This is a genomic window from Synergistaceae bacterium (assembly GCA_031267575.1).
In the GTDB taxonomy this organism is placed as follows: domain Bacteria; phylum Synergistota; class Synergistia; order Synergistales; family Aminobacteriaceae; genus JAIRYN01.
The window spans coordinates 11,923-31,109 of the sequence record JAIRYN010000071.1 but is presented as its reverse complement, the minus strand read 5'-3'; the positions used below and the strand labels follow the sequence as shown (position 1 = coordinate 31,109).

The 19,187-nt window shown below is 52.5% G+C and carries 18 protein-coding genes and 1 CRISPR repeat array; of the genes, 13 read left to right on the top strand and 5 right to left on the bottom strand.

Annotated elements, in window-relative coordinates; genetic code table 11:
• Positions 1-120: 120 nt before the first annotated feature.
• Positions 121-1,263: a CRISPR direct-repeat array (repeat unit 30 nt; unit sequence GTTTTTGAGATTCCTATGAGGGATGGAAAC).
• A 146-nt stretch (positions 1,264-1,409) separates the two neighbouring features.
• Both LBJ36_11645 and LBJ36_11640 read right to left on the bottom strand, forming a co-directional pair.
• Positions 1,410-1,691 (bottom strand): hypothetical protein, encoded by a 282-nt coding sequence (locus tag LBJ36_11645; GenBank protein MDR1379685.1) that lies wholly within the window; start codon positions 1,689-1,691, stop codon positions 1,410-1,412.
• A 19-nt stretch (positions 1,692-1,710) separates the two neighbouring features.
• Positions 1,711-2,076, bottom strand: coding sequence for a hypothetical protein (locus tag LBJ36_11640; protein ID MDR1379684.1), 366 nt, complete (start codon positions 2,074-2,076; stop codon positions 1,711-1,713).
• Between the two features lie 60 nt (positions 2,077-2,136).
• Here LBJ36_11640 and LBJ36_11635 point away from each other — a divergent pair, with 60 nt between their 5' ends.
• From LBJ36_11635 to LBJ36_11585, 11 genes are all read left to right on the top strand, one after another.
• Complete coding sequence (locus LBJ36_11635) at positions 2,137-2,460, top strand: hypothetical protein (GenBank protein MDR1379683.1); 324 nt, start codon at positions 2,137-2,139, stop codon at positions 2,458-2,460.
• A 52-nt stretch (positions 2,461-2,512) separates the two neighbouring features.
• Positions 2,513-2,662 (top strand): hypothetical protein, encoded by a 150-nt coding sequence (locus LBJ36_11630; protein ID MDR1379682.1) that lies wholly within the window; start codon positions 2,513-2,515, stop codon positions 2,660-2,662.
• A 493-nt stretch (positions 2,663-3,155) separates the two neighbouring features.
• Positions 3,156-3,482, top strand: a complete 327-nt coding sequence (locus LBJ36_11625) for a cell envelope biogenesis protein TolA (protein MDR1379681.1) — start codon at positions 3,156-3,158, stop codon at positions 3,480-3,482.
• The gene (locus LBJ36_11620; GenBank protein ID MDR1379680.1) at positions 3,469-5,478 is read left to right on the top strand and encodes a V-type ATP synthase subunit I; all 2,010 of its coding nucleotides are present in this window, start codon (positions 3,469-3,471) and stop codon (positions 5,476-5,478) included. Before LBJ36_11625 ends, LBJ36_11620 begins: the two co-directional genes overlap by 14 nt.
• A 90-nt stretch (positions 5,479-5,568) precedes the next feature.
• On the top strand, positions 5,569-6,045 hold the full coding sequence (locus LBJ36_11615) for a V-type ATP synthase subunit K (GenBank protein MDR1379679.1): 477 nt from the start codon (positions 5,569-5,571) through the stop codon (positions 6,043-6,045).
• Positions 6,046-6,058: 13 nt separating this feature from the next.
• Positions 6,059-6,640, top strand: a complete 582-nt coding sequence (locus tag LBJ36_11610; protein ID MDR1379678.1) for a V-type ATP synthase subunit E — start codon at positions 6,059-6,061, stop codon at positions 6,638-6,640.
• Between the two features lie 16 nt (positions 6,641-6,656).
• On the top strand, positions 6,657-7,679 hold the full coding sequence (locus tag LBJ36_11605; protein MDR1379677.1) for a V-type ATPase subunit: 1,023 nt from the start codon (positions 6,657-6,659) through the stop codon (positions 7,677-7,679).
• A complete protein-coding gene (locus LBJ36_11600; protein MDR1379676.1) occupies positions 7,669-8,013 on the top strand; it encodes a V-type ATP synthase subunit F in 345 nt (114 codons plus the stop codon). Before LBJ36_11605 ends, LBJ36_11600 begins: the two co-directional genes overlap by 11 nt.
• Positions 8,014-8,095: 82 nt before the next feature.
• A complete protein-coding gene (locus tag LBJ36_11595; GenBank protein MDR1379675.1) occupies positions 8,096-9,919 on the top strand; it encodes a V-type ATP synthase subunit A in 1,824 nt (607 codons plus the stop codon).
• Positions 9,909-11,342 carry a V-type ATP synthase subunit B gene (locus tag LBJ36_11590; protein MDR1379674.1) on the top strand — a complete coding sequence of 478 codons (1,434 nt, stop codon included), beginning with the start codon at positions 9,909-9,911 and terminating at the stop codon, positions 11,340-11,342. The genes LBJ36_11595 and LBJ36_11590 overlap by 11 nt, the downstream gene beginning before the upstream one ends.
• Before the next feature lie 15 nt (positions 11,343-11,357).
• Entirely contained in the window at positions 11,358-11,978 is a 621-nt protein-coding gene (locus LBJ36_11585; protein ID MDR1379673.1) for a V-type ATP synthase subunit D, read from the top strand.
• Positions 11,979-12,088: 110 nt separating this feature from the next.
• Here LBJ36_11585 and LBJ36_11580 read toward each other — a convergent pair whose 3' ends face one another.
• The 3 genes from LBJ36_11580 to LBJ36_11570 form a co-directional block, all read right to left on the bottom strand.
• Entirely contained in the window at positions 12,089-13,789 is a 1,701-nt protein-coding gene (locus LBJ36_11580) for a diguanylate cyclase (GenBank protein MDR1379672.1), read from the bottom strand.
• Positions 13,790-13,983: 194 nt separating this feature from the next.
• Positions 13,984-15,018, bottom strand: a complete 1,035-nt coding sequence (gene tsaD / locus LBJ36_11575) for a tRNA (adenosine(37)-N6)-threonylcarbamoyltransferase complex transferase subunit TsaD (GenBank protein ID MDR1379671.1) — start codon at positions 15,016-15,018, stop codon at positions 13,984-13,986.
• The gene (locus LBJ36_11570; protein ID MDR1379670.1) at positions 15,015-15,629 is read right to left on the bottom strand and encodes a hypothetical protein; all 615 of its coding nucleotides are present in this window, start codon (positions 15,627-15,629) and stop codon (positions 15,015-15,017) included. The genes tsaD and LBJ36_11570 overlap by 4 nt, the downstream gene beginning before the upstream one ends.
• 326 nt (positions 15,630-15,955) lie before the next feature.
• Here LBJ36_11570 and LBJ36_11565 point away from each other — a divergent pair, with 326 nt between their 5' ends.
• The gene (locus LBJ36_11565) at positions 15,956-16,195 is read left to right on the top strand and encodes a hypothetical protein (GenBank protein MDR1379669.1); all 240 of its coding nucleotides are present in this window, start codon (positions 15,956-15,958) and stop codon (positions 16,193-16,195) included.
• A 127-nt stretch (positions 16,196-16,322) separates the two neighbouring features.
• A complete protein-coding gene (locus LBJ36_11560; protein MDR1379668.1) occupies positions 16,323-18,896 on the top strand; it encodes a helix-turn-helix domain-containing protein in 2,574 nt (857 codons plus the stop codon).
• Positions 18,897-19,187: the final 291 nt, after the last annotated feature.

Sequence of the window (19,187 nt, the reverse complement as noted above, 5' to 3'; positions counted from 1 at the left end):
CGTGAAAGCCTGCTAATCTCGCGTCTTGACAAGAGAATATTGTGTTTTTATAATATCTTTGTTTTGAGAATGATGATAAATGAGAAAATGAAGAGTTTAGTGATAGTCAATATGCGACGGGTTTTTGAGATTCCTATGAGGGATGGAAACATCAAAGAAAGATGCTCACGGATTTCGTTGAAATCGTTTTTGAGATTCCTATGAGGGATGGAAACCAGGCTATGCCTGGGAGCCCGTCGATTCCGCCCTCGGTTTTTGAGATTCCTATGAGGGATGGAAACGACATCAGGCTTAAAACCCTCTTCGACTTCGGTGGTTTTTGAGATTCCTATGAGGGATGGAAACGTTATGGGTGGATTTCTGGAAATTCACCCCTTTTCGTTTTTGAGATTCCTATGAGGGATGGAAACTTCTGCACAGCTCCAGCTTCAGACAGCGGCAGGTAGTTTTTGAGATTCCTATGAGGGATGGAAACGGAGTAAAACCGTATCAGAAGCCGCAGCCGCGACAGGTTTTTGAGATTCCTATGAGGGATGGAAACCGGGTTTGTGCGATCGGTGGAAGTGACCCGATCCCGTTTTTGAGATTCCTATGAGGGATGGAAACTACATAAAATCGCTTCTGTTTTTCCTAGCTGCGTTCGTTTTTGAGATTCCTATGAGGGATGGAAACAACCGAAATCGACCGGGCCGTAGAGGTCGGTAGAAAGTTTTTGAGATTCCTATGAGGGATGGAAACTTGTCGAGGAGGTAACGGAGCTTGTAGACGCGACAGTTTTTGAGATTCCTATGAGGGATGGAAACTGGAATTTCTGGCTCGATTTGTGGGAGTCCAAAAAGTTTTTGAGATTCCTATGAGGGATGGAAACGGAGTAAAACCGTATCAGAAGCCGCAGCCGCGACAGGTTTTTGAGATTCCTATGAGGGATGGAAACCGCTTAGACGCTTCGGCTTCTATATCTGTAGCAACAGTTTTTGAGATTCCTATGAGGGATGGAAACTGGAGTTGTGTGCACGCGAGAAGCCCAGCCGATTTAGTTTTTGAGATTCCTATGAGGGATGGAAACTTCAGTTGATGTCGAGCAGCTCAGAAGCGGGTTTTAGTTTTTGAGATTCCTATGAGGGATGGAAACACAGTGTGCTCTTGCGCCGCATGGAAAAGCGAATCCGTTTTTGAGATTCCTATGAGGGATGGAAACGTGATACCAAGGCTTTATACGGAGAGCGGAGTGTGGTTTTTGAGATTCCTGTGAGGGATGGAAACAGGACAAATATAGTGAATGTGGCTGGGCTACCGTGGCCGTTACAGGTGCGGGTAGCGGCAAACTTACCGTCACTTTAGGTGGGGAAACTTTAGTGGACATAACTCCACCGACAATGACTCTTGAATTCGATGCCACAACAGGAGCGCTACTCTCCAGACAGGACACTCTCGCGAAAGAAGGTTTCTACATCCAAGATTCTATTGGAGCCAACTTCGACCTTACCGTGAGTGATACTTCGAATAAGCTGGTAATCACCCTGAACACTACAGGTGACGCGACCGGTACTAAAGCCGAGTTTAAGCTCGAAGGGGTCAACCTGAACGGGAAAGTCACAGTTAAAAACGACGACGACGGCGGGTCTGATCTTCTGGCAAAAGCGCTGGTGGATGCGGGATTTGACTTTTCCGATGTCGCGGCTGGAGGGCATGAAATCAGTTTTAGAGTTCCTAAGCGTGGCAACTGTAGTGCTCTATGTCACCGACACCCTGAACGACGCGGCCACGAAACTGAATAGCGCCATTGCCCAGCAGTTGGGACAGTAATCCTTTCTTTCTATATATGATAATGATGGCGGCAGTGACAGAGACCCCGCCGCCAATCGCTTCGTCACCTTCATCAATGATGCGCAAAATGATGCGCAAGAGGAAACGTCGGAGGCTCTGGGGGGAACGTTTGTCATCCGTTTTGCCGTCGCGGGAGATAACGGCAAAATCAGTTTCGCCGGTGACGAAGAACTCATCAACAAGCTCTCCCTGAACCAACTCCAGGCAGCCGAGGAAAACAGCTTTTCCACCAGCGTCTGGGACGTTCACGACGGCAAATCCATTTCCATTGCCAGCAACGTCAAGATCACGGCTAACGAGCTCATCGGCGTGGTCAACGAAAACGTGGACGTAATCTTTGATCCCATGGCTAACGTGAAGGCGGAATGGGACGAGCCCACAAAGTCCTTCGTGCTCTCCAAGGACGAGGAATCTGAGCAGACCATCTTGCACCTCGCGGACAACACGACGGTGTTCCAGATCGGAGCCAACGAGGGCAAGGATATGAGCGTCAACATCGGTGACATGCGCTCGGAGGCCCTAGGGCTAAACTCAGTGTGCGTCACCGACCGTGACTCGGCGACCCAATCTATCACCATCATTGACAACGCCATCGACAAAGTTTTCATGCAGAGGGAAAGAATTGGCGCGTAGCAGAACTGCCTAGAGCACACCATCACCAACCTGACCGTGGCGGGGCGAGAACCTGACGGCGGCGAAGAGCCGGATTAGGGATACGGACATGACGAAAGAGATGATGAACTTCACCAAACTTCAAATCATGCTCCAGGCCGGAACCAGTATGCTGGCTCAGTCTAATTCCCTGCCGCAGAACGTTCTGAGCCTGCTGCGCTAAAGATCAAAAGACTCACAAGGGGGGCGAAAATCCGCCCCCCTGAGCTTTGATCCAGGGCATTCTGTCATAGCAATTCAACATGACAATCCAATATCGGAACGCATATGAACTATTTATCATACTCTATTATCATACTCTAGAGTCAATTCTAAATTCTGCCTTCATCTACCCACCTCTCTATTGTCGAAACACACAGCTCTGTTACTTACGCCGCTTAATACATTGTATATAATTTACCATAATATATTGCAACATTTTATAATAGTTTCCTAAATATGAATATTAATGTATGATAATTTATTTAGAAACCACATATAACCTTCCAAAAGTCGAAATTTTTGCTTCTCCTGCCGCTCATGCCACCACCATTAATCCAACCTGCGGTTTTGGGTAAGTCGCGCGGTCTTGCTTTTATTAATCATAATTGAGATAATAATAAGTATCCCAAAATCACGTTTTTTGAACGTGCCGGCGAAAGGAGGTGGACTCGAACATGGCGACAAACCTTATCGACGAGATCAAGGCGACGGAGGAAAAAGCGGCGAAAGGCGTGCAAGACGCCAGATCCAACGCGGTCAAGAAATTGAACAAAGCCGTGGCGGACGCGGAAAATACCGTCAAAGAAGCGAAACAGTTGGCTGTTAGACAGTTCCGCGAAAAAATTCAACTGGCGGAACGCACGGCCGAGGCAAAGGCTCGAATCATTGTATCCGAACGAGAAACGGCAGCCAAGGCTTTTTACGCGAAGCACCGCGAAAAGGTCGTGAGCGTGGCGAGCTGGATAACGGAAGAGGTGATGGTGCAATATGGGCGTGGTTAAGCTCAAGAAAGCGGAACTTTACTATCACAAGTCCGTTGAGGAAAACATCGCGCGAATCATCCAACGTAGCGGTGTATGCCAGATCATTGAGTCCTCGGAGGAGACCAGCGTCCGACCGGCGGGGATTGATGCTCGGTTGGCGAGATGCGACGAACACGAGACCCACGCACGATACTTGCTTCGGGCACTGGGAAGTTATTATGTGGATCAGATGTCGTCTCTCGACCGCCTGTTGGGAGAGAAGCCTGTTTTATCGCTGAACGAATTGGCACAAATAGCACAAAAAACGGATTTGGAGAAATTGGCTTCTTCCATTAAAATAATGGAAGCGAAGCTGAATGAATTGCACATCGAAATATCGCAACTCCAAGCAAACGCCGGAATACTTTCCCAAATAAAAGGTTTTCCCTATCCTCTCTCCGTTTTGAGAGAAGGTACCCTCACTTTGAAGGGTGTGCTGGGAACGCTTGCGTCTGCTCAGGTGGACGTCTTGAAGGAGAGCCTGGCGGCTTACGCCAGCGAAACGGAACTGTGTGTTCTACCCCAAAGCCCCAAGGACAAAGAAGCGTGGATTGTCGTGCTCTACGTGCGGGCGTATGAACAAGAGATTCTGGAGCTTTGTGCGCGCGACGGCATGACCATCGTCGATCTGTCTGTGTCCATCACGGGAACCGCCGCCGAGGAATCCGAGAAAATTAAACAACAGCTTGTCGAATGCGAAGGACAAAAATCCGAAATTCTGCGAGACCTGGCGCAAATGGCTGACACGTGGACACCTATCATCCAGGAATCCTCCGATTACTGGGGTGTCCTGCACGACCGTTATCGTGCCCTCGCCGTTAGTGACACCACCGACAGCACGGTGAGAACTTGCTTTTGGGTTCCGACGGAGGCCCTACCGATCTTGCAAAAACAGGTCGAGGCCGTGGCGCCTAGCGTGGCGTTCGTCGTTTTCGACCCCACCGAGGAGGACAACCCTCCGGCGCTTTTGCAAAACAAGCCCTTCACTCGGCCGGCAGACGCCCTGACCAACCTGTATTCCCCGCCGATCTACGGAGAACTGGATCCAACGCCTTTCCTGGCTCCGTTCTTTTTCCTCTTTTTCGGGATGTGTTTGGGGGATGCCGGGTATGCTCTGGTCATAGCCGCAATTTTATGGATGCTTTTCAAGAAATACCGTAAAATTCCTGCCAGTGTGAAAGACTTTATTCACATTTTCAGCATTGGGGCTGTTTTTACCTTTCTCTACGGCGCCATCACGGGGAGTTTTTTCGGCGATTTCATCGACGTATTTCCCTTTATGGCGTTCCTACGGCCCATCAAGAACTTCTTTTTCGTCATAGATCCCATGGCGGACCCCATGAAGGTCTTAGGCATCTCCCTTTTCTTGGGGATAGTTCACCTGATGTTGGGTTTGGGCATCGCTGCCTACGACGCGCTCCGAAAAGGCAACTACGTGGATGCCATTGGTGACAAAATCTCCTGGATCTTTTTCGTCGTCGGCCTTGTCTTGGTGGGCACCGGAGCTACGGGGGCTGTCCCCTGGATCATCTACCTCTTGGGCCAGTGCATGGCGGTGGCGGGAGCCTGTGTCATCTTCTGGTACGCGGGACGGGAGAAAAAGAACATTTTCCTGAAAATCGGATCGGGGCTTTACGCCCTCTATGGCTGTACCTCCTATCTGGGGGATATTTTGAGCTACAGCCGCCTTCTGGCTTTGGGTCTAGGGTCGGCGGTCATTGGCTCGATCATCAACCTCTTGGCTACGATGGTGGCCGAGATTCCCTTTATCGGCTGGACTCTGGCCTTGGGCATCGTTCTGGGGGGGCACGCTTTCGGTATCGCGGTCAACCTGTTGGGGGCGTTTGTCCATTCCTTGCGCCTCCAGTACGTTGAATTCTTCAGCAAGTTCTATTCGGGTGGCGGCGCCGTCTTCAAGCCGCTACAATTCACGACACAGTACGTGGAGGTCGTCGACGGCCTTCCGCAGAGTTGAAAACTTTAAAATTCTAAAAACTTTAAAATTCTGAAAACTTTAAAGCCTGAAATCTTTAAAGTGAAATTGTTGAAGGGAGTGCATAAACTTATGGAACTGTTAGGACTTACTTTTGCGCTGTTCGGGGCGGCTTTTGCTGCGGCTCTATCGGGAATCGGCTCGGCCATCGGAATCGGCATCGCTGGAGACAGCGCGGCTGGAGTCATGACCGAGGACCCGGACAAGTTCGCCAAATGCCTGGCCCTTCAGGCTCTTCCTGGAACTCAAGGAATCTACGGGCTGCTTATCGCTTTCGTGGTTTTGAACAAGCTGGGATTGTTGGCCGGGCAACCCGTGCCCCTCACCTGGACTCAGGGATTGATGATCTTCGCGGCCTGTCTACCCATCGCCATCGTAGGTTGGCTCTCCGCTATCGCTCAGGGGAAGACCTCGGCTTCCTCTATCCAAATGATCTCTAAAAAACCGGACGCCTTCGCGAAGGCTATTGTTCTTCCGGCCATGGTAGAAACTTACGCGGTTCTCGCACTCCTTACAAGCATTATCATGCTTATGAGGATATCGCTCTAGGCGGGTGACCTTTATGTCGCTGGCCGATATCAAAGCGAAAATAAACGCGGAAGCTCAAGCCCAGATCAAAACCATCGAGGCGGAGAATGATGCTCGCGTCTCGGCCGTTATCAAAGAGGCCGACAATGAGGTCAAAGCCATCCAGTCTTCTTACAAAAACCGCTTCGCCAAAGAGGATCCGGAAATTCTCAAGCGCCGGCAGATTGTGGCGGGACTGGACGCCAACAAAGTAGATCTGGGCATCAAACAGCGCCTAATTGGCGAGGCTTTCGAGGGAGCGTTGCGCAAACTGACGGAGCTGCCCCACGACGCATATCTTTCTTTTGTTCATACTTTGATGGAAAAAGCGGTTGTGACTGGTGAAGAAGTCCTCTTTATCGGCCAAAACGAGCGCAATATTGACGGTTCGTGGCTCGATAGCTACAATGCTTCGCACTCTACACGTCTGTCTTTTTCCGGTGACCGCCTGCCGATTTCGGGCGGATTTGTATTGAGGAACGGAAAGATCGACATCAATTGCTCCTGGGACATGTTGATGGAAGCTATTCGTTCGGAGATCGAGCCAGACGTCGTCCAGCGCCTGTTCTCCCAATGAAAAGGGGGTGGCAACCGTGAGCGTGAGCTACGTGTACGCGGTGGCGCGACTGCGAGCCATGGAAAATCGCTTCCTGGACGCGTCGTTTTTCTCCCGGCTCATCGACAGCGCCACTCTGGAAGACGCGCTGAAGTCCTTGGGAGAGACCGTCTACGCCCAGTGGCTCAATCCATCCGAGACTCAGGACGCCGGCGGCTTCGACCGGATTATCGACAACGAGCTGATTGCCACTTGCGACGAGCTGAGGCAGTTCATCCCTGATCGGGAGCTGCTGGACATCTGTCGGATGCCCTATGACTTCAATAACATCAAGGTCATTCTGAAAAGCCTTTTCAAGGCGAGAGATGGCGGTGAACGTCGTTACGATCTTCTCTCCAAGCTGGGAACCGTGAATACGGAGAGTCTGATCATGGCTATCGAGGGCGAGGAATACGGCTTTCTGCCTTATGGCTTGGGAGACATGATCCCGCGTTGCTGGTCGATATGGGAGCAGACGAAAAACCCACAACAGGTGGAGATCCTTCTGGACGAACACTTGTTCGCGGCGATGGGCTCCCTGGCGGAGGAACTGGGAAAAAAACTGAACACACCGGCAATCTCGTGCTGGGTGGCGCACAAAATCGACGTGGAAAACCTTCGGAACGCCGTGCGGCTTCAGCGTATGAACTATGACGCAGGCGCGGCCCTTCCCTTTTTTCACGAAGGTGGCACCCTTCGTCCCAACGACGTGGCGAAACTGTTGAGCGAACCCCTGGAGTCCTGGAGCAAGAGCCTGTCTTATACCAACATCGGCGCCGCTCTGGAGACCACCCAGGATCGGTCGGACGTTCAGGCGACCCTCTCAGAGCTTTCCAAAGCCCTGGACGCTTACCTGATCCGTGTTCTGGAAGGAGCAAAATATGGCTCGACGCCGGAAAACGTCATCTTGTACCTCCTGCGCAAGGAGGAGGAAGCGCGCAATCTCCGCATCGCCCTGGTCTGCGTCGCCAACGGGCTGAATCGCGAATTCGCAAGGAGGTTGTTGAGCCATGCTCGATAAAAATTCCCTTGGAGGAGCAATGCCCATGGCGGCCATCGGTGACTACGAGATGGTGCTGCCGTTTCAGGCCGTGGGGGTGAAACCCGTGGTTCTGGACAGGCGAGAGCGTTTCGAGCAGGTCTTAGAGGACCTGGCCCGGCAGGGTTACGCCGTCGTTTTCATCCAGGAGGACCTGTTCGTCGATTTCACTCGGAAGGTGGAGGAGATCAACGACTCTTACGACACCAGCGTGCTGCCCTTGCCCGGCATCACGGGCAGCACGGGAGCCGGGCTGGCCTCGATCCGCAACAGCGTCGAAAAAGCCGTCGGCATGGATATTTTTGCGGAAAGATAGCGCGGGCCGGAGCCGAGAAACCTCGATAGTTTGGTAGTTCGATTCGGCGTCGGGCCTTTTTCTTAAATTGGAGGCGATAATTGTGCCCAATGAAAGCAGAACTGAAAAAAAGATTCAAGGAGTCATAGAACGCATATCCGGCCCCCTGGTGGTCGCCAAGGGGATGCTGGGGGCGAGCATGTACGACGTGGTGCATATCGGCGAGATCGGACTAATCGGCGAGATCGTCGAACTCAAGGAGGACACGGCCTCCATCCAAGCCTATGAGGAGACCTCTGGGCTCAAACCTGGAGAACCAGTGATCTGTCTCGGAGAACCCCTTTCCGTGGAGTTAGGGCCTGGAATCATCGAACAGTTTTACGACGGAATCCAGCGCCCCTTGGAACTCATCGAAAAAGTGGCGGGGAGCCATTTCATCTCCAGAGGCATCAACGTCCCCGCCCTCGACCGGGCGAAAAAGTGGAAGTTCCAGCCCCGGGTCAAACCGGGAGATCTGGTAGAGGCAGGGGACATCCTGGGCGTGGTCCAAGAAACCATCGTGGTCGAGCATCGGATTATGGTTCCCAACGGCGTCAAGGGGACCGTCAAAAGCGTTCATGGCGGTGAACACACAGTAGAAGAAACTGTGGCCGTCATCGAGGACAGAGGAACGCTGCGCGAGGTAAAAATGCTTCAGCGATGGCCGGTACGTGCGCCGCGTCCTGTGGCCCGTCGTCTGCCCCCCAATGTGCCCATGTCCACAGGGCAGAGGATTGTCGATGCCTTCTTTCCCATCGCCCTGGGAGGAACGGCCTGCGTACCTGGACCTTTCGGGTCGGGGAAGACGGTCATTCAGCACCAGTTCGCTAAATGGGCCCAGGCTCAGATCGTGGTCTACGTGGGCTGCGGCGAGCGAGGCAATGAAATGACCGACGTGCTTCTGGAATTTCCCGAACTGGAAGACCCCCAGTCTGGTCACCCATTGATGAAGCGCACAACCCTTATCGCGAACACGTCGAACATGCCCGTGGCCGCCCGAGAGGCGTCGATCTACACCGCCATCACCTTAGCCGAGTACTATCGTGACATGGGGTACTCGGTGGCGCTCATGGCCGACTCCACCAGCCGCTGGGCCGAGGCTCTGCGCGAGATGTCCGGTCGTCTGGAGGAAATGCCCGGCGAAGAGGGATATCCTGCCTACCTGGGAACCCGCTTGGCCTCTTTTTATGAGCGAGCGGGGCGCTGCGTCATCAAAGGCAAGGGTGACAGAGAAGGTTCTATTAGTGTCATCGGCGCAGTTTCCCCTCCTGGTGGAGACTTGTCGGAGCCCGTAACCCAGAACACCCTTCGAGTTACGAAGGTTTTCTGGGGGTTGGACGCAAACCTGGCTTACCAGCGCCATTTCCCGGCCATCAACTGGCTTTCTAGCTATTCCCTCTATACCGAGACCCTGGACGAATACTGGAATGATCGCTTCGACAACGAATGGAGCGGACTGAGAGTCGAGGCGATGAGCCTTCTGGAGGAGGAGGACCAGCTTCGCGAGGTGGTGAGGTTGGTGGGCATCGACGCGCTCTCTAAAGAGGAGCGCATGGTGTTGGAGACGGCGAAGTCGTTGCGAGAGGATTTTTTGCACCAGAACGCTTTTCACGAGGTGGACACCTACGCCTCCATGGACAAGCAGTTTCGGATGCTCAAGACCATCGTTCGGTTCCATCACGCGGGCATGGACGCGTTAAAAAAGGGTGCGCCTATGAACGAGCTTTTCAACCTTTCCGTGCGGGAGCAGATCGCCAGAATGCGCTATCTTGAGGAAAAGCAGATCGACCAAATCGACAAGTTGGAAAACACGATCAAGGAACAAATCAACGAGCTCGTCCCAGACGGCGAAGCCGCGTTTAAAGGGGGTGAACAAAATGTTGCCTAAGGAGTACCGAACCATATCCGGCCTTTCCGGGCCCTTGATGGTGGTCGAGAACACGACAGACGTGCGTTTCGACGAGCTGGTGGAGATCGAACTTGCCAACGGGGAAAAGCGGAGAGGGCGTGTTTTGGAGATCGAATCCAATCGGGCCCTGGTTCAGGTTTTCGAGGGAACCAGCGGTATCGACGTGGAGGGCACAAAAGCCCGTTTCCTGGGCGGCGTTCTGACCCTACCCGTGGCCCGCGATAAGTTGGGACGCGTTTTCAACGGCCGCGGCGAGCCCATCGACGGCGGAGCGAACTTAATCCCCGACAAGAAGCTTGACATCAACGGAATGCCCATGAACCCCTATTCCCGCGACTTCCCATCGGAGTTCATCCAGACCGGCATTTCCACCATCGACGGACTCAACCCTATGGTGCGTGGCCAGAAATTACCCATCTTCTCTGCCAGTGGACTCCCTCACAACCGCATGGCGGCCCAGATCGCACGTCAGGCCGCAGTCATCGGCGAAGGTTCAGGACATGAGGATTTCGCCGTGGTTTTCGCCGCTATGGGCATCACCTTTGAAGAGGCGTCCTTCTTCATGGAGGATTTCCGCAAAACGGGCGCTCTCCAGCGGACGGTGCTGTACATCAACTTGGCGGACGACCCCGCCATTGAGCGCATCACCACGCCCCGCATCGCCTTGACCGCCGCGGAATACCTGGCCTTCGAGTGTGACATGCACGTGGTGGTCATCTTCACCGACCTGACGAACTACTGCGAGGCCCTGCGCGAGATTTCCGCCGCCCGCAAGGAAGTCCCAGGGCGACGGGGTTACCCTGGCTACCTCTACACCGACCTGGCAACCATGTACGAACGAGCGGGGCGTCTGAAGGGTAAACGCGGGTCCATCACCCAGATCCCCATTCTGACCATGCCGGAAGACGACAAAACCCACCCCATCCCCGACCTGACCGGCTACATCACGGAGGGGCAGATCATCTTGAGCCGCGCCCTGCACCGCAAGGGAATCTATCCCCCTGTGGATGTCTTGCCGTCCCTGTCGCGTCTGAAGGACAAGGGTATTGGCAAGGATAGGACGCGGGAGGACCACGCCGACCTGATGAACCAGCTTTTCGCGGCCTACGCCCGAGGCAAGGAGGCGAAGGAGCTGGCGGTCATCCTTGGCGAGGGAGCCCTGACCGAGGAGGACAAAGCCTTCGCGGCTTTCTCCGACGCTTTCGAAGACAAGTACATCCGTCAGGGCGAGTACGAGAACCGCACGGTGGAAGAAACCCTCGAACTGGGATGGAACCTTCTGACCATGATCCCGGCGAAGGAACTGAAACGCGTCCGCGATGCCTATATTGACAAATATTTGAAACCCCGGCTTTTGAAGCTCGGACTGGAGAAATCGGATTCTAAGGGACACAAAGGCTAAGGGGGGTGCCGCGAAATGGCACGTATCAACGTCAACCCCAATCGGATGGAGCTTTCCAGACTGAAGAAGCGGCTGGTGGTGGCCAAGCGTGGCCACAAGCTCCTGAAGGACAAACAGGACGCCTTGATCAAGGCGTTTTTGCAGCGCGCTCGTGAGGGCAAGGTGTTGCGGGAGCAGGTGGAGGTGGAGCTGAAAGAGTGTTTCGGTTCTTTTGTCCTGTCCCGCGCCCAGACCACACCAGAGGTTTTGGAGCAGGCCTTGATGTTCCCTGGCGCGGAGTGTTCTCTCTCCGTGACCTGGAAGAACGTCATGAGCGTTCTCGTCCCTGAATACCATGTGCGACAGGAGGGGAACCCAGTGAATTACGGTTTCGCCTCCGTGCCGTTGCTTTTGGATGTTGCCCTCGAACAGTTCGGTGAGTTGATCCTTCGCCTTTTAGAACTCGCGGCGAAGGAAAAAGCCATTCGTCTTATGGCGGGGGAAATCGAGCGCACGAGACGCCGCGTCAACGCTCTGGAGTACGTCATGATTCCGAATTTGGCGGAGACGATCCGTTATATTGGTATGAAGCTCGACGAACAAGAAAGATCTACCCTGAGTCGTCTCATGAAAATCAAAGAAATCGTCCGCAAGTAGAGAAAACTTGCGATCATCAACAAAACGATAGGGACGCGCGGGGCGCATAGACAGTAGAACAGTAGAAGTAGAACAGTGGAGACGCACGGTTGTGCGTCTCCACATTATTTTTATCGGGTAGCTTTGCGTTTGGCTTTTTCTTCGTACATTTTCACATCAGCTTCACCGATGAGATTGTCGACAGAGACAGGGGCCAAAGGGTCGAAAAGGGCTAAGCCATGGCTCAACGAGATGAGGTATGGCACTTTCCCGCTTTCGTTCAAGTGCTGAATTTCCTTCTCGATGCGATCCCAGACGGCTTCGGCGGCCGCCATTGCACACTTTGGAAGTATGACCAAAAACTCGTCTCCCCCGTAACGACACAGAACGTCGCCGGAGCGCAAATGGCGTTCCAGGAGAAATGTCACCCGTTTCAACATTTTGTCGCCCTCATTGTGGCCATATTCGTCGTTGATGTTCTTGAAAAAGTCGATGTCGATAAAAAATATGGAAAGAAGCGCCACGCGCTCCTTCGCTTCTTTGATGTGCCTCTCCAGCTCCAACAAGCCTCCCCGCCTGTTGTACACCCCCGTCAGATAATCCTTGTGAGCCTGCTCTTTGATCAGCGCGTTTTCCGAACGTCTTTTCAATTCCTGCATTTCCAGCGCATCGGCCATGTCGTCAAAGGATTTGGAAAGCACTCTCATTTCTCGAATGCCGGACTGAATATCCGCCCGGCTCGACAAAGCTCCCATCGCGAAACGTTCGTTGGCAGTGGTGAGTTGATCGATCGGTGCTACCAGCAGTTTTCTGCCCACGCCTAACGCGAACAAAAGCCCTCCCAAAACGAAAAACAGGGACAAAAACAGAAATCTCAGCGCGGTGTTTCTTTCTTCGTTCAAAATATCGGACAAGAAATAGGAAACTACGGCAACGGCGTGCACTGGCGAATCACCTTGAAGTTGGGGCAGGCGTATTTTCGCGTAACCAGTGATGCAATCTTCTTTTTCATCCCACAGGCTCCTGAAAGAACCCGTTTCGCCATGTCTTTCGATGTAATCCCAGAGAGATTCACTGATTCCTTTTCCCTGCCGTTCCCGCTCCCATGCGTTCTCGAAGTCCAAAGACGCGCGATACGCCATGATGGATCCCGAAGCGTCAAAGATGGCCAATACCCACTTCTGGGATAGACTATTGACAGCGGAGGGGAAATGTTTTATACATTCTTCCATGTAGGAAGCCTTTACGAGTAGTAGGACGTATCCAGAAGCGAATGACTGAACGTAGGGAATGTAACGCGACGTCAAATCGCTGCCCGCCAATCCCGTAACCATCGCGTCCGGGCCATTAGAATCTATAACTTTCAAGTCTGCGGACCAACACCTCGAAATCACGCCGCCAACCTGAGGGTAGCCTTCGGGCTCGAAACGTGGCAATGCTTCCCAGAACGAACCATCCCACAAGTCGAAAGATTCCCGTTCCTTGGCCGACACCAGTACATCGCCACTCGTGTTCAACAGAAGAATATCCTCTAGCATCGGCATCTTGTCCGTTATGTTTTTGAACAATGGCGTAACGCTGTTCACGTTGAGTTTTTTTACCCCTGGTTCCTCGATCAGCAAATCGAGAGCCGAAAATAGCCAAGCATCAATAATCTTTTGGGTGGTCGCCAAATTATCCGCCAGTCCCGCAGCGCTTTGGAACGCTAGGGTTAGAGTCTGGCGGCTAGTGTCCAAATTCATCTCAACAAGAATAAACAAAGAAGGCATCGATGCTAATAGCACCACAACCACCAGAAGCCCTCTGATCGACAACAATTTCAACAAAGACACAAACGCCCCTTCGGAAAAAAACTGGTTTCTATACCCAAGGAATTGTTCGATAATACAAAATTCTTTAAGATAGTATAACATGGCGATAATCGTCGTACTCGGAGAAACTACCGATTTGGCGCAGATAAACAACCGGAGCGAAAACCGGTTTTTACAATATTTATTTTGCTATTGAAACCCAATAGAGTTCATCGTTATAGTTTTTCGTGAATAAACTCCAATGAGGGGTCAGGATCTGGCGAAGAACTCCGAACACCACGATTCCACGCGTTTCGCCCGGCCATAGCCACCATGACGGCGTTGTCGGTACAGCGTGAGGGACTGGGCAAAAAAGCGTTCCACCGCCGGTCGTTTATCACGGCTTTGCGTAACGCGCTGTTGGCAGCCACGCCTCCGGAGATCGCCACCTGCTTGACGCCCGTCTGTTGAACGGCCAAAACGACCTTAGATATCAGCGCGTCCGTAACCGCGCGCTGGAAAGAAGCACAGAGGTCTGCTAGGGGCAGAGGGTCGTTCTCGACCTCTCTGAGACGATGAACCTGCCAAAGCAACGCGGTCTTGAGGCCGCTGAAGCTGAACTCTACTTGGTTCGTGTTCTTCAGGGGGACAGGAAAGTTAAAGGCTGACGGATTACCCTCCTTGGCCAACTTGTCGATTTCGGGGCCGCCGGGGTAGGAAAGCCCCATTACTTTCGCCGCTTTGTCGTAGGCCTCTCCCGCCGCGTCGTCTCGGGTCGCGCCCAATAAAGAATATTCTCCGAATGCGTCCACTCGGACAATTTCCGTGTGCCCGCCGGAGACGATCAGGGACAAAAACGGCGGCTTCAGATCCGCTTCCGTCAAGGACGCGAACATGTGTCCTTCCAGATGGTTGACTCCTAGAAGAGGAACGTTCCACGCCTGTGAGAGGGCTCGCGCCGTCTCCACACCCACCATCAAGGATCCCATGAGGCCAGGGCCCCGGGTGACGGCGATGAGGTCCAGGTCTTTGCCACCGACCGCCGCGCGCTTTAATGCCGCGTCGACTAGGGGAAGAAGGTTCTCCAGGTGTTTGCGCGCGGCAAACTCAGGAACCACACCGCCAAAGGGAGCATGGTCCGCGATCTGGCTTGACAGAAGCTCCACCAGAACCTCTCGGTCGCCTCTCAGAACCGCCACCGCGGTGTCGTCACAACTGGTTTCGATGCCGAGGGTCAAAAAATTTTGATGAGCCTCGCTTGCCTCGCTCATCTGCGGGGGGCCTCGCGGGGGGCCTCAAAGACGGCTTGAGTGTCTTCGTACCGAAGCTCTATCTTCTGCCCTGGCTTGAGGGCTGACTTGCCTGAATTGAGGGAGGGCGCGACGACCGCTAAAGTTCCTACGTAACCGGGAGAAAGCTCTCCGATTTGCCAGTATTCTTTTTTCATCAAGATATCGTCGGATGTGAGAACATACCCACCCACCACGAGTCTCGTCGGGTCGAAATCCCAGTACTTGACGGCCCTATAGTTCAGCACGAAAACGTCGCGTCCTTTGATTGTCGTCCTTCTATCCTTGCGACTGCTGAAATAGTAGCCCAGAGCCGAGGTTAACCACTCCTCCACGTCTCGATCCCGCTCCAGATGACGGATCAGGTCCCGCCCCACCCACGTGATCTCCAGTTCGCCTCGCGCGTTGAGGACGATACTGTCCCCCAGGGCCTGTCCTTTTATCCACAAGGTCGTCGTGCGCGCGTCCAGCCGTTCTTTCCACGCCGCAGAACTGCGGGCTTCGGCGCCCGGAACATTCACGCTCACGCTCACAAAGATCCCCAAAACCACTAGGCTCATCCACAGGACAAAGGAACGAAACAATTTTTTCATCTTACACCCTCCTTCTCGACTTATCTAATGAAGATATTGCGCTTTAACAAAAATATTCCACATCATACAACACCCGAACCCATTTCCAACATTTTTTAAAAATACTTTCCAGAAGTAGCGTAAATTCATAGGATTGCTTATAATTAAAATATATTAAATACAAAAAACACCAGGCGGCAACAGGCGAAGGAACTTCTATTGTTTTCTGGAGGTGATAGACAAAAGAACTTTAACGCGCGCTGATGGAAGAAGTCTCCCTAAAAACGAGCTCTTTTGATGGATTTTGAAACTTATTGTGTTTAAGGAGTTACTTAAAGGAAATCGATTTGGATGCCGTGTCGTCGTTTTTCAAGGTTCCGTTAGAGATTGAGTGGGTCTTCGACGCGAAAGTGGACAATGTCCTAATTTCCGTTAATGCCAACCTCTTCGAGGCTTTGCCTGGCATGAAGCACTGGGAATGGGAAAAAGTAAAACCGACTCCAGGCGCGGGGATGTTCCTCGCGAGAGGAGTCCGATTGTTCCTGGGTTTAGGCAGCGCAATCGATTTCAAGATAGTAGAGTGGTAGATTGGACAATCAATTCTGAAATTATCACGGTGTAGAATCAGGTCATCATGGAGTTAGAGAAGAAATGAAAAGGCCGACCAAGCCCTAAATTCTAGGACTATAGTATCATTAATGTGGAGGGATCGCCATGCGGGACGAAATGTTCGACCTGACGCTCGGTAGCGTCGGAGTATATCATCGGGGTATGTCGCGTGGTATTGGAGTGCTCATGGTTCTCAAAGGGACCGTGACGGTGGAATTGAACGGCTTTCGTCGCGTTTTGGAAGCCGATGATATCGTGATCGTCAACGACAGGGACATCCACTCCGTTCAAGCCTCATCATCCAATATCGTGCTGGCTCTCAGAATCTTTCCGTCCTTCCTGGAGCGAGAGTGCCCAGAAATATTGGACTACAGCTATGACTGTAGTTTGGTTAGCCATGGAGAAAACTCCTTCGAAAAATCGAAGTTCTTCTACGCCGAACCTCTGGGTACAAAATCTTCCAGCGCAAAATTTTTCAATGCGAAACGTTCGCTTATTCGAATGATGCTTGCCCGTTACAGGCGCGAAGACGGGTATGCTCTGGAGGTCAAGTGTGTCCTACTGGAACTGTTGCACAACATTTACGTCAATTTTCGCGCGACCCCCGCGCGGGGCGCGAAGGAAACGCATGAAGACATCGGGAACATCCGCAACGCGCTTTCACACATTCGTGAAAATTACCGTACCGGCGTCGATCTTGCTGACGCGGCTGCCAGCGTTGGCATGTCGCCTCAGTATTTTTCCAGGCTCTTCAAACAAAAAATGGGCGTCGGTTTCCTGGAATACCTGAACAGACTCCGTCTCGACAGCGCGGTACACGAGCTACTGCGAACGAACGAGTCCATTTTGAGAATTGCTGTGAATAACGGATTCGCCGGCTCAAAGCCCTTCACGGTCCTTTTCAAAAAAATCTACGGCCAAACGCCTCAAAGTTACAGGTTGAGCAAGCCGAACTCACACACCTCGAAAACGCCCCACGGGGAAAAAATCGAGAGGACAATCCAATGGGAAGTCGAGGAAAATGAGAAAAATAATGAGAAAAATGAGGAAAATTCCGAGCGTTTCGGAAACGGCAGGCCGTTCGCCGGCGTCGAAGAACATCCCGGAGGGCATGAAGGGTTCAATGACCTGCTGAAGTATGTGACCCTGTACGATATTCATGATAGTTCCCGCCTGAAGCCGTCGGAGTCGATATCTGTTTCTCTTCTCCCGACGTCCGGCGCAAAGGAGGAGGAAAATAAGAGAAAAACCGCGCTTTCGCTTCCTCCGAAAATATTCAAGATCGGCAAATTGTCCGAGGTCATGGATGAGAGGATCCGTGAACAATTGATAACGGTGCGGAAAAAGATGGGCGGCGACTATATCTATTTCCAAGGGATCTTCGGGGACGGAATCTCGCCCCACCAAGGGGGTTCATACTTCAAAGGGTACGATTACGGGAGGCTCTTCCATTTTTTCATGGAGCTCGGCTTGACGCCTTTCGTTCGCGTAGACCTTTCTCTGGCGCCAGAAGCCATAGAGGGCGCTGTTTCGGATTTTATGAACGCGCTTTCGGAAAACGCCCTTTTGTCTCAGTGGGGGAAAAAGATCCGCTTCGAAATTGTCCACTCCAATGCGATAAACTCCGAAGTGACGGAGCTGTACCCAAGTGACGGAGCTGTACCCAGGTTTATCGCGCGCTTCGATAGAATTTGCCATGAACTGAAGGCATTTTCGCCGCTGATTCGGGTCGGTTTTCACTCCGTCTCCTCCAGCCGTTCCGAAGAATGGGCGCGTCTAAGCGAGAAACTGGCTGGCTGCAAAAAGGCGGGATGTCCCCCGGATTTCCTCTCGCTCACGATAGACCCGGCTCTGGAGGAGGATTACACGGCGCTCGGCGCGTCGCCCCGGTCAATTAAAGCCTACGGCATCTCACAGATCGAGAAAGTCCGGCGCGTCTCCACCGAGTGCGGTATCTCCCTTCCCGAACTTTTCGTGACGGAGTGGAACACGCTGTCGGGGCGCACTCCAATAGAATCGTCGACGTTCTTCCGCGCCGCGCTGATTGCCGCCGAGCTGCTCTCATATGGTGAAAGCGTGTCCGGAACAGCCTATTGGCTGAACAGCAAATCGAAGGAACTTCTGACCGGGAAAGTGGACAACCGGGTGCTCGCTCTCTTTTTCGAGGGACGCGTCAAGCGTCCTCCCTATTACTTGTTGTATATGATAGCCAAACTGGAGAAAAACGTTGTCTGGCGAAGCGAAAAGGTCCTCGTCACCTCGACGGGGACGGACGAGCGCGCCGCATACGCTGTACTGATTTCCAATCCCTGCTACTTCGATCCACGCTATTCCGTAAATGAAGCCTATGTTGTCATGGAGAGCATTCGCGTCGAAGTAAAGCTCACTGACATTCCCAAGGGGCGTTACCGCGTCAAAGTGTTTTTCTTCGAGAAAAAACACAGCGTCGTCTTCGACCGATGGAGCAAACTCGGCTTCCCGAACCTCAGCGACGAGGACGCGGCCGATTATCTTGAAAGCGCCGCGCTGCCTGAACTGAATATTTTTGAGGACGATATCGACGCCGAGTACACCCTCGCCCCGGAACTTGGTTACAACGGTGTGGCCCTGTATCTGTTTAGAAGAATAGTCAAGGTCATGGACCCCAATTCTGTTCAATCCGTTCAATCCGTTCAATGAATGGACCCCAATTCCGTTTAATCCGTTTAACCCGTTCAATGAATGGACCCTAACTCTGTTCAATCCGTTTAATCAAAAGAGGCGCTGAGAAGAGGCGCGTCACCCCGACTTTATCAGGATAAAAAAAGACCTTCTTTTTTTGCTTCCCTTTTTCTTTTTAGCGCGTTTCGATTAAAAACAAGCCTTGTTTCTCACGATTATTTCATCGAAGGGATTGTCCATCGCCGTTAGAATACAATAACATATACATTCTTCGCTTACGAATTTTCCGTCTTTATTTTTATCATTGTT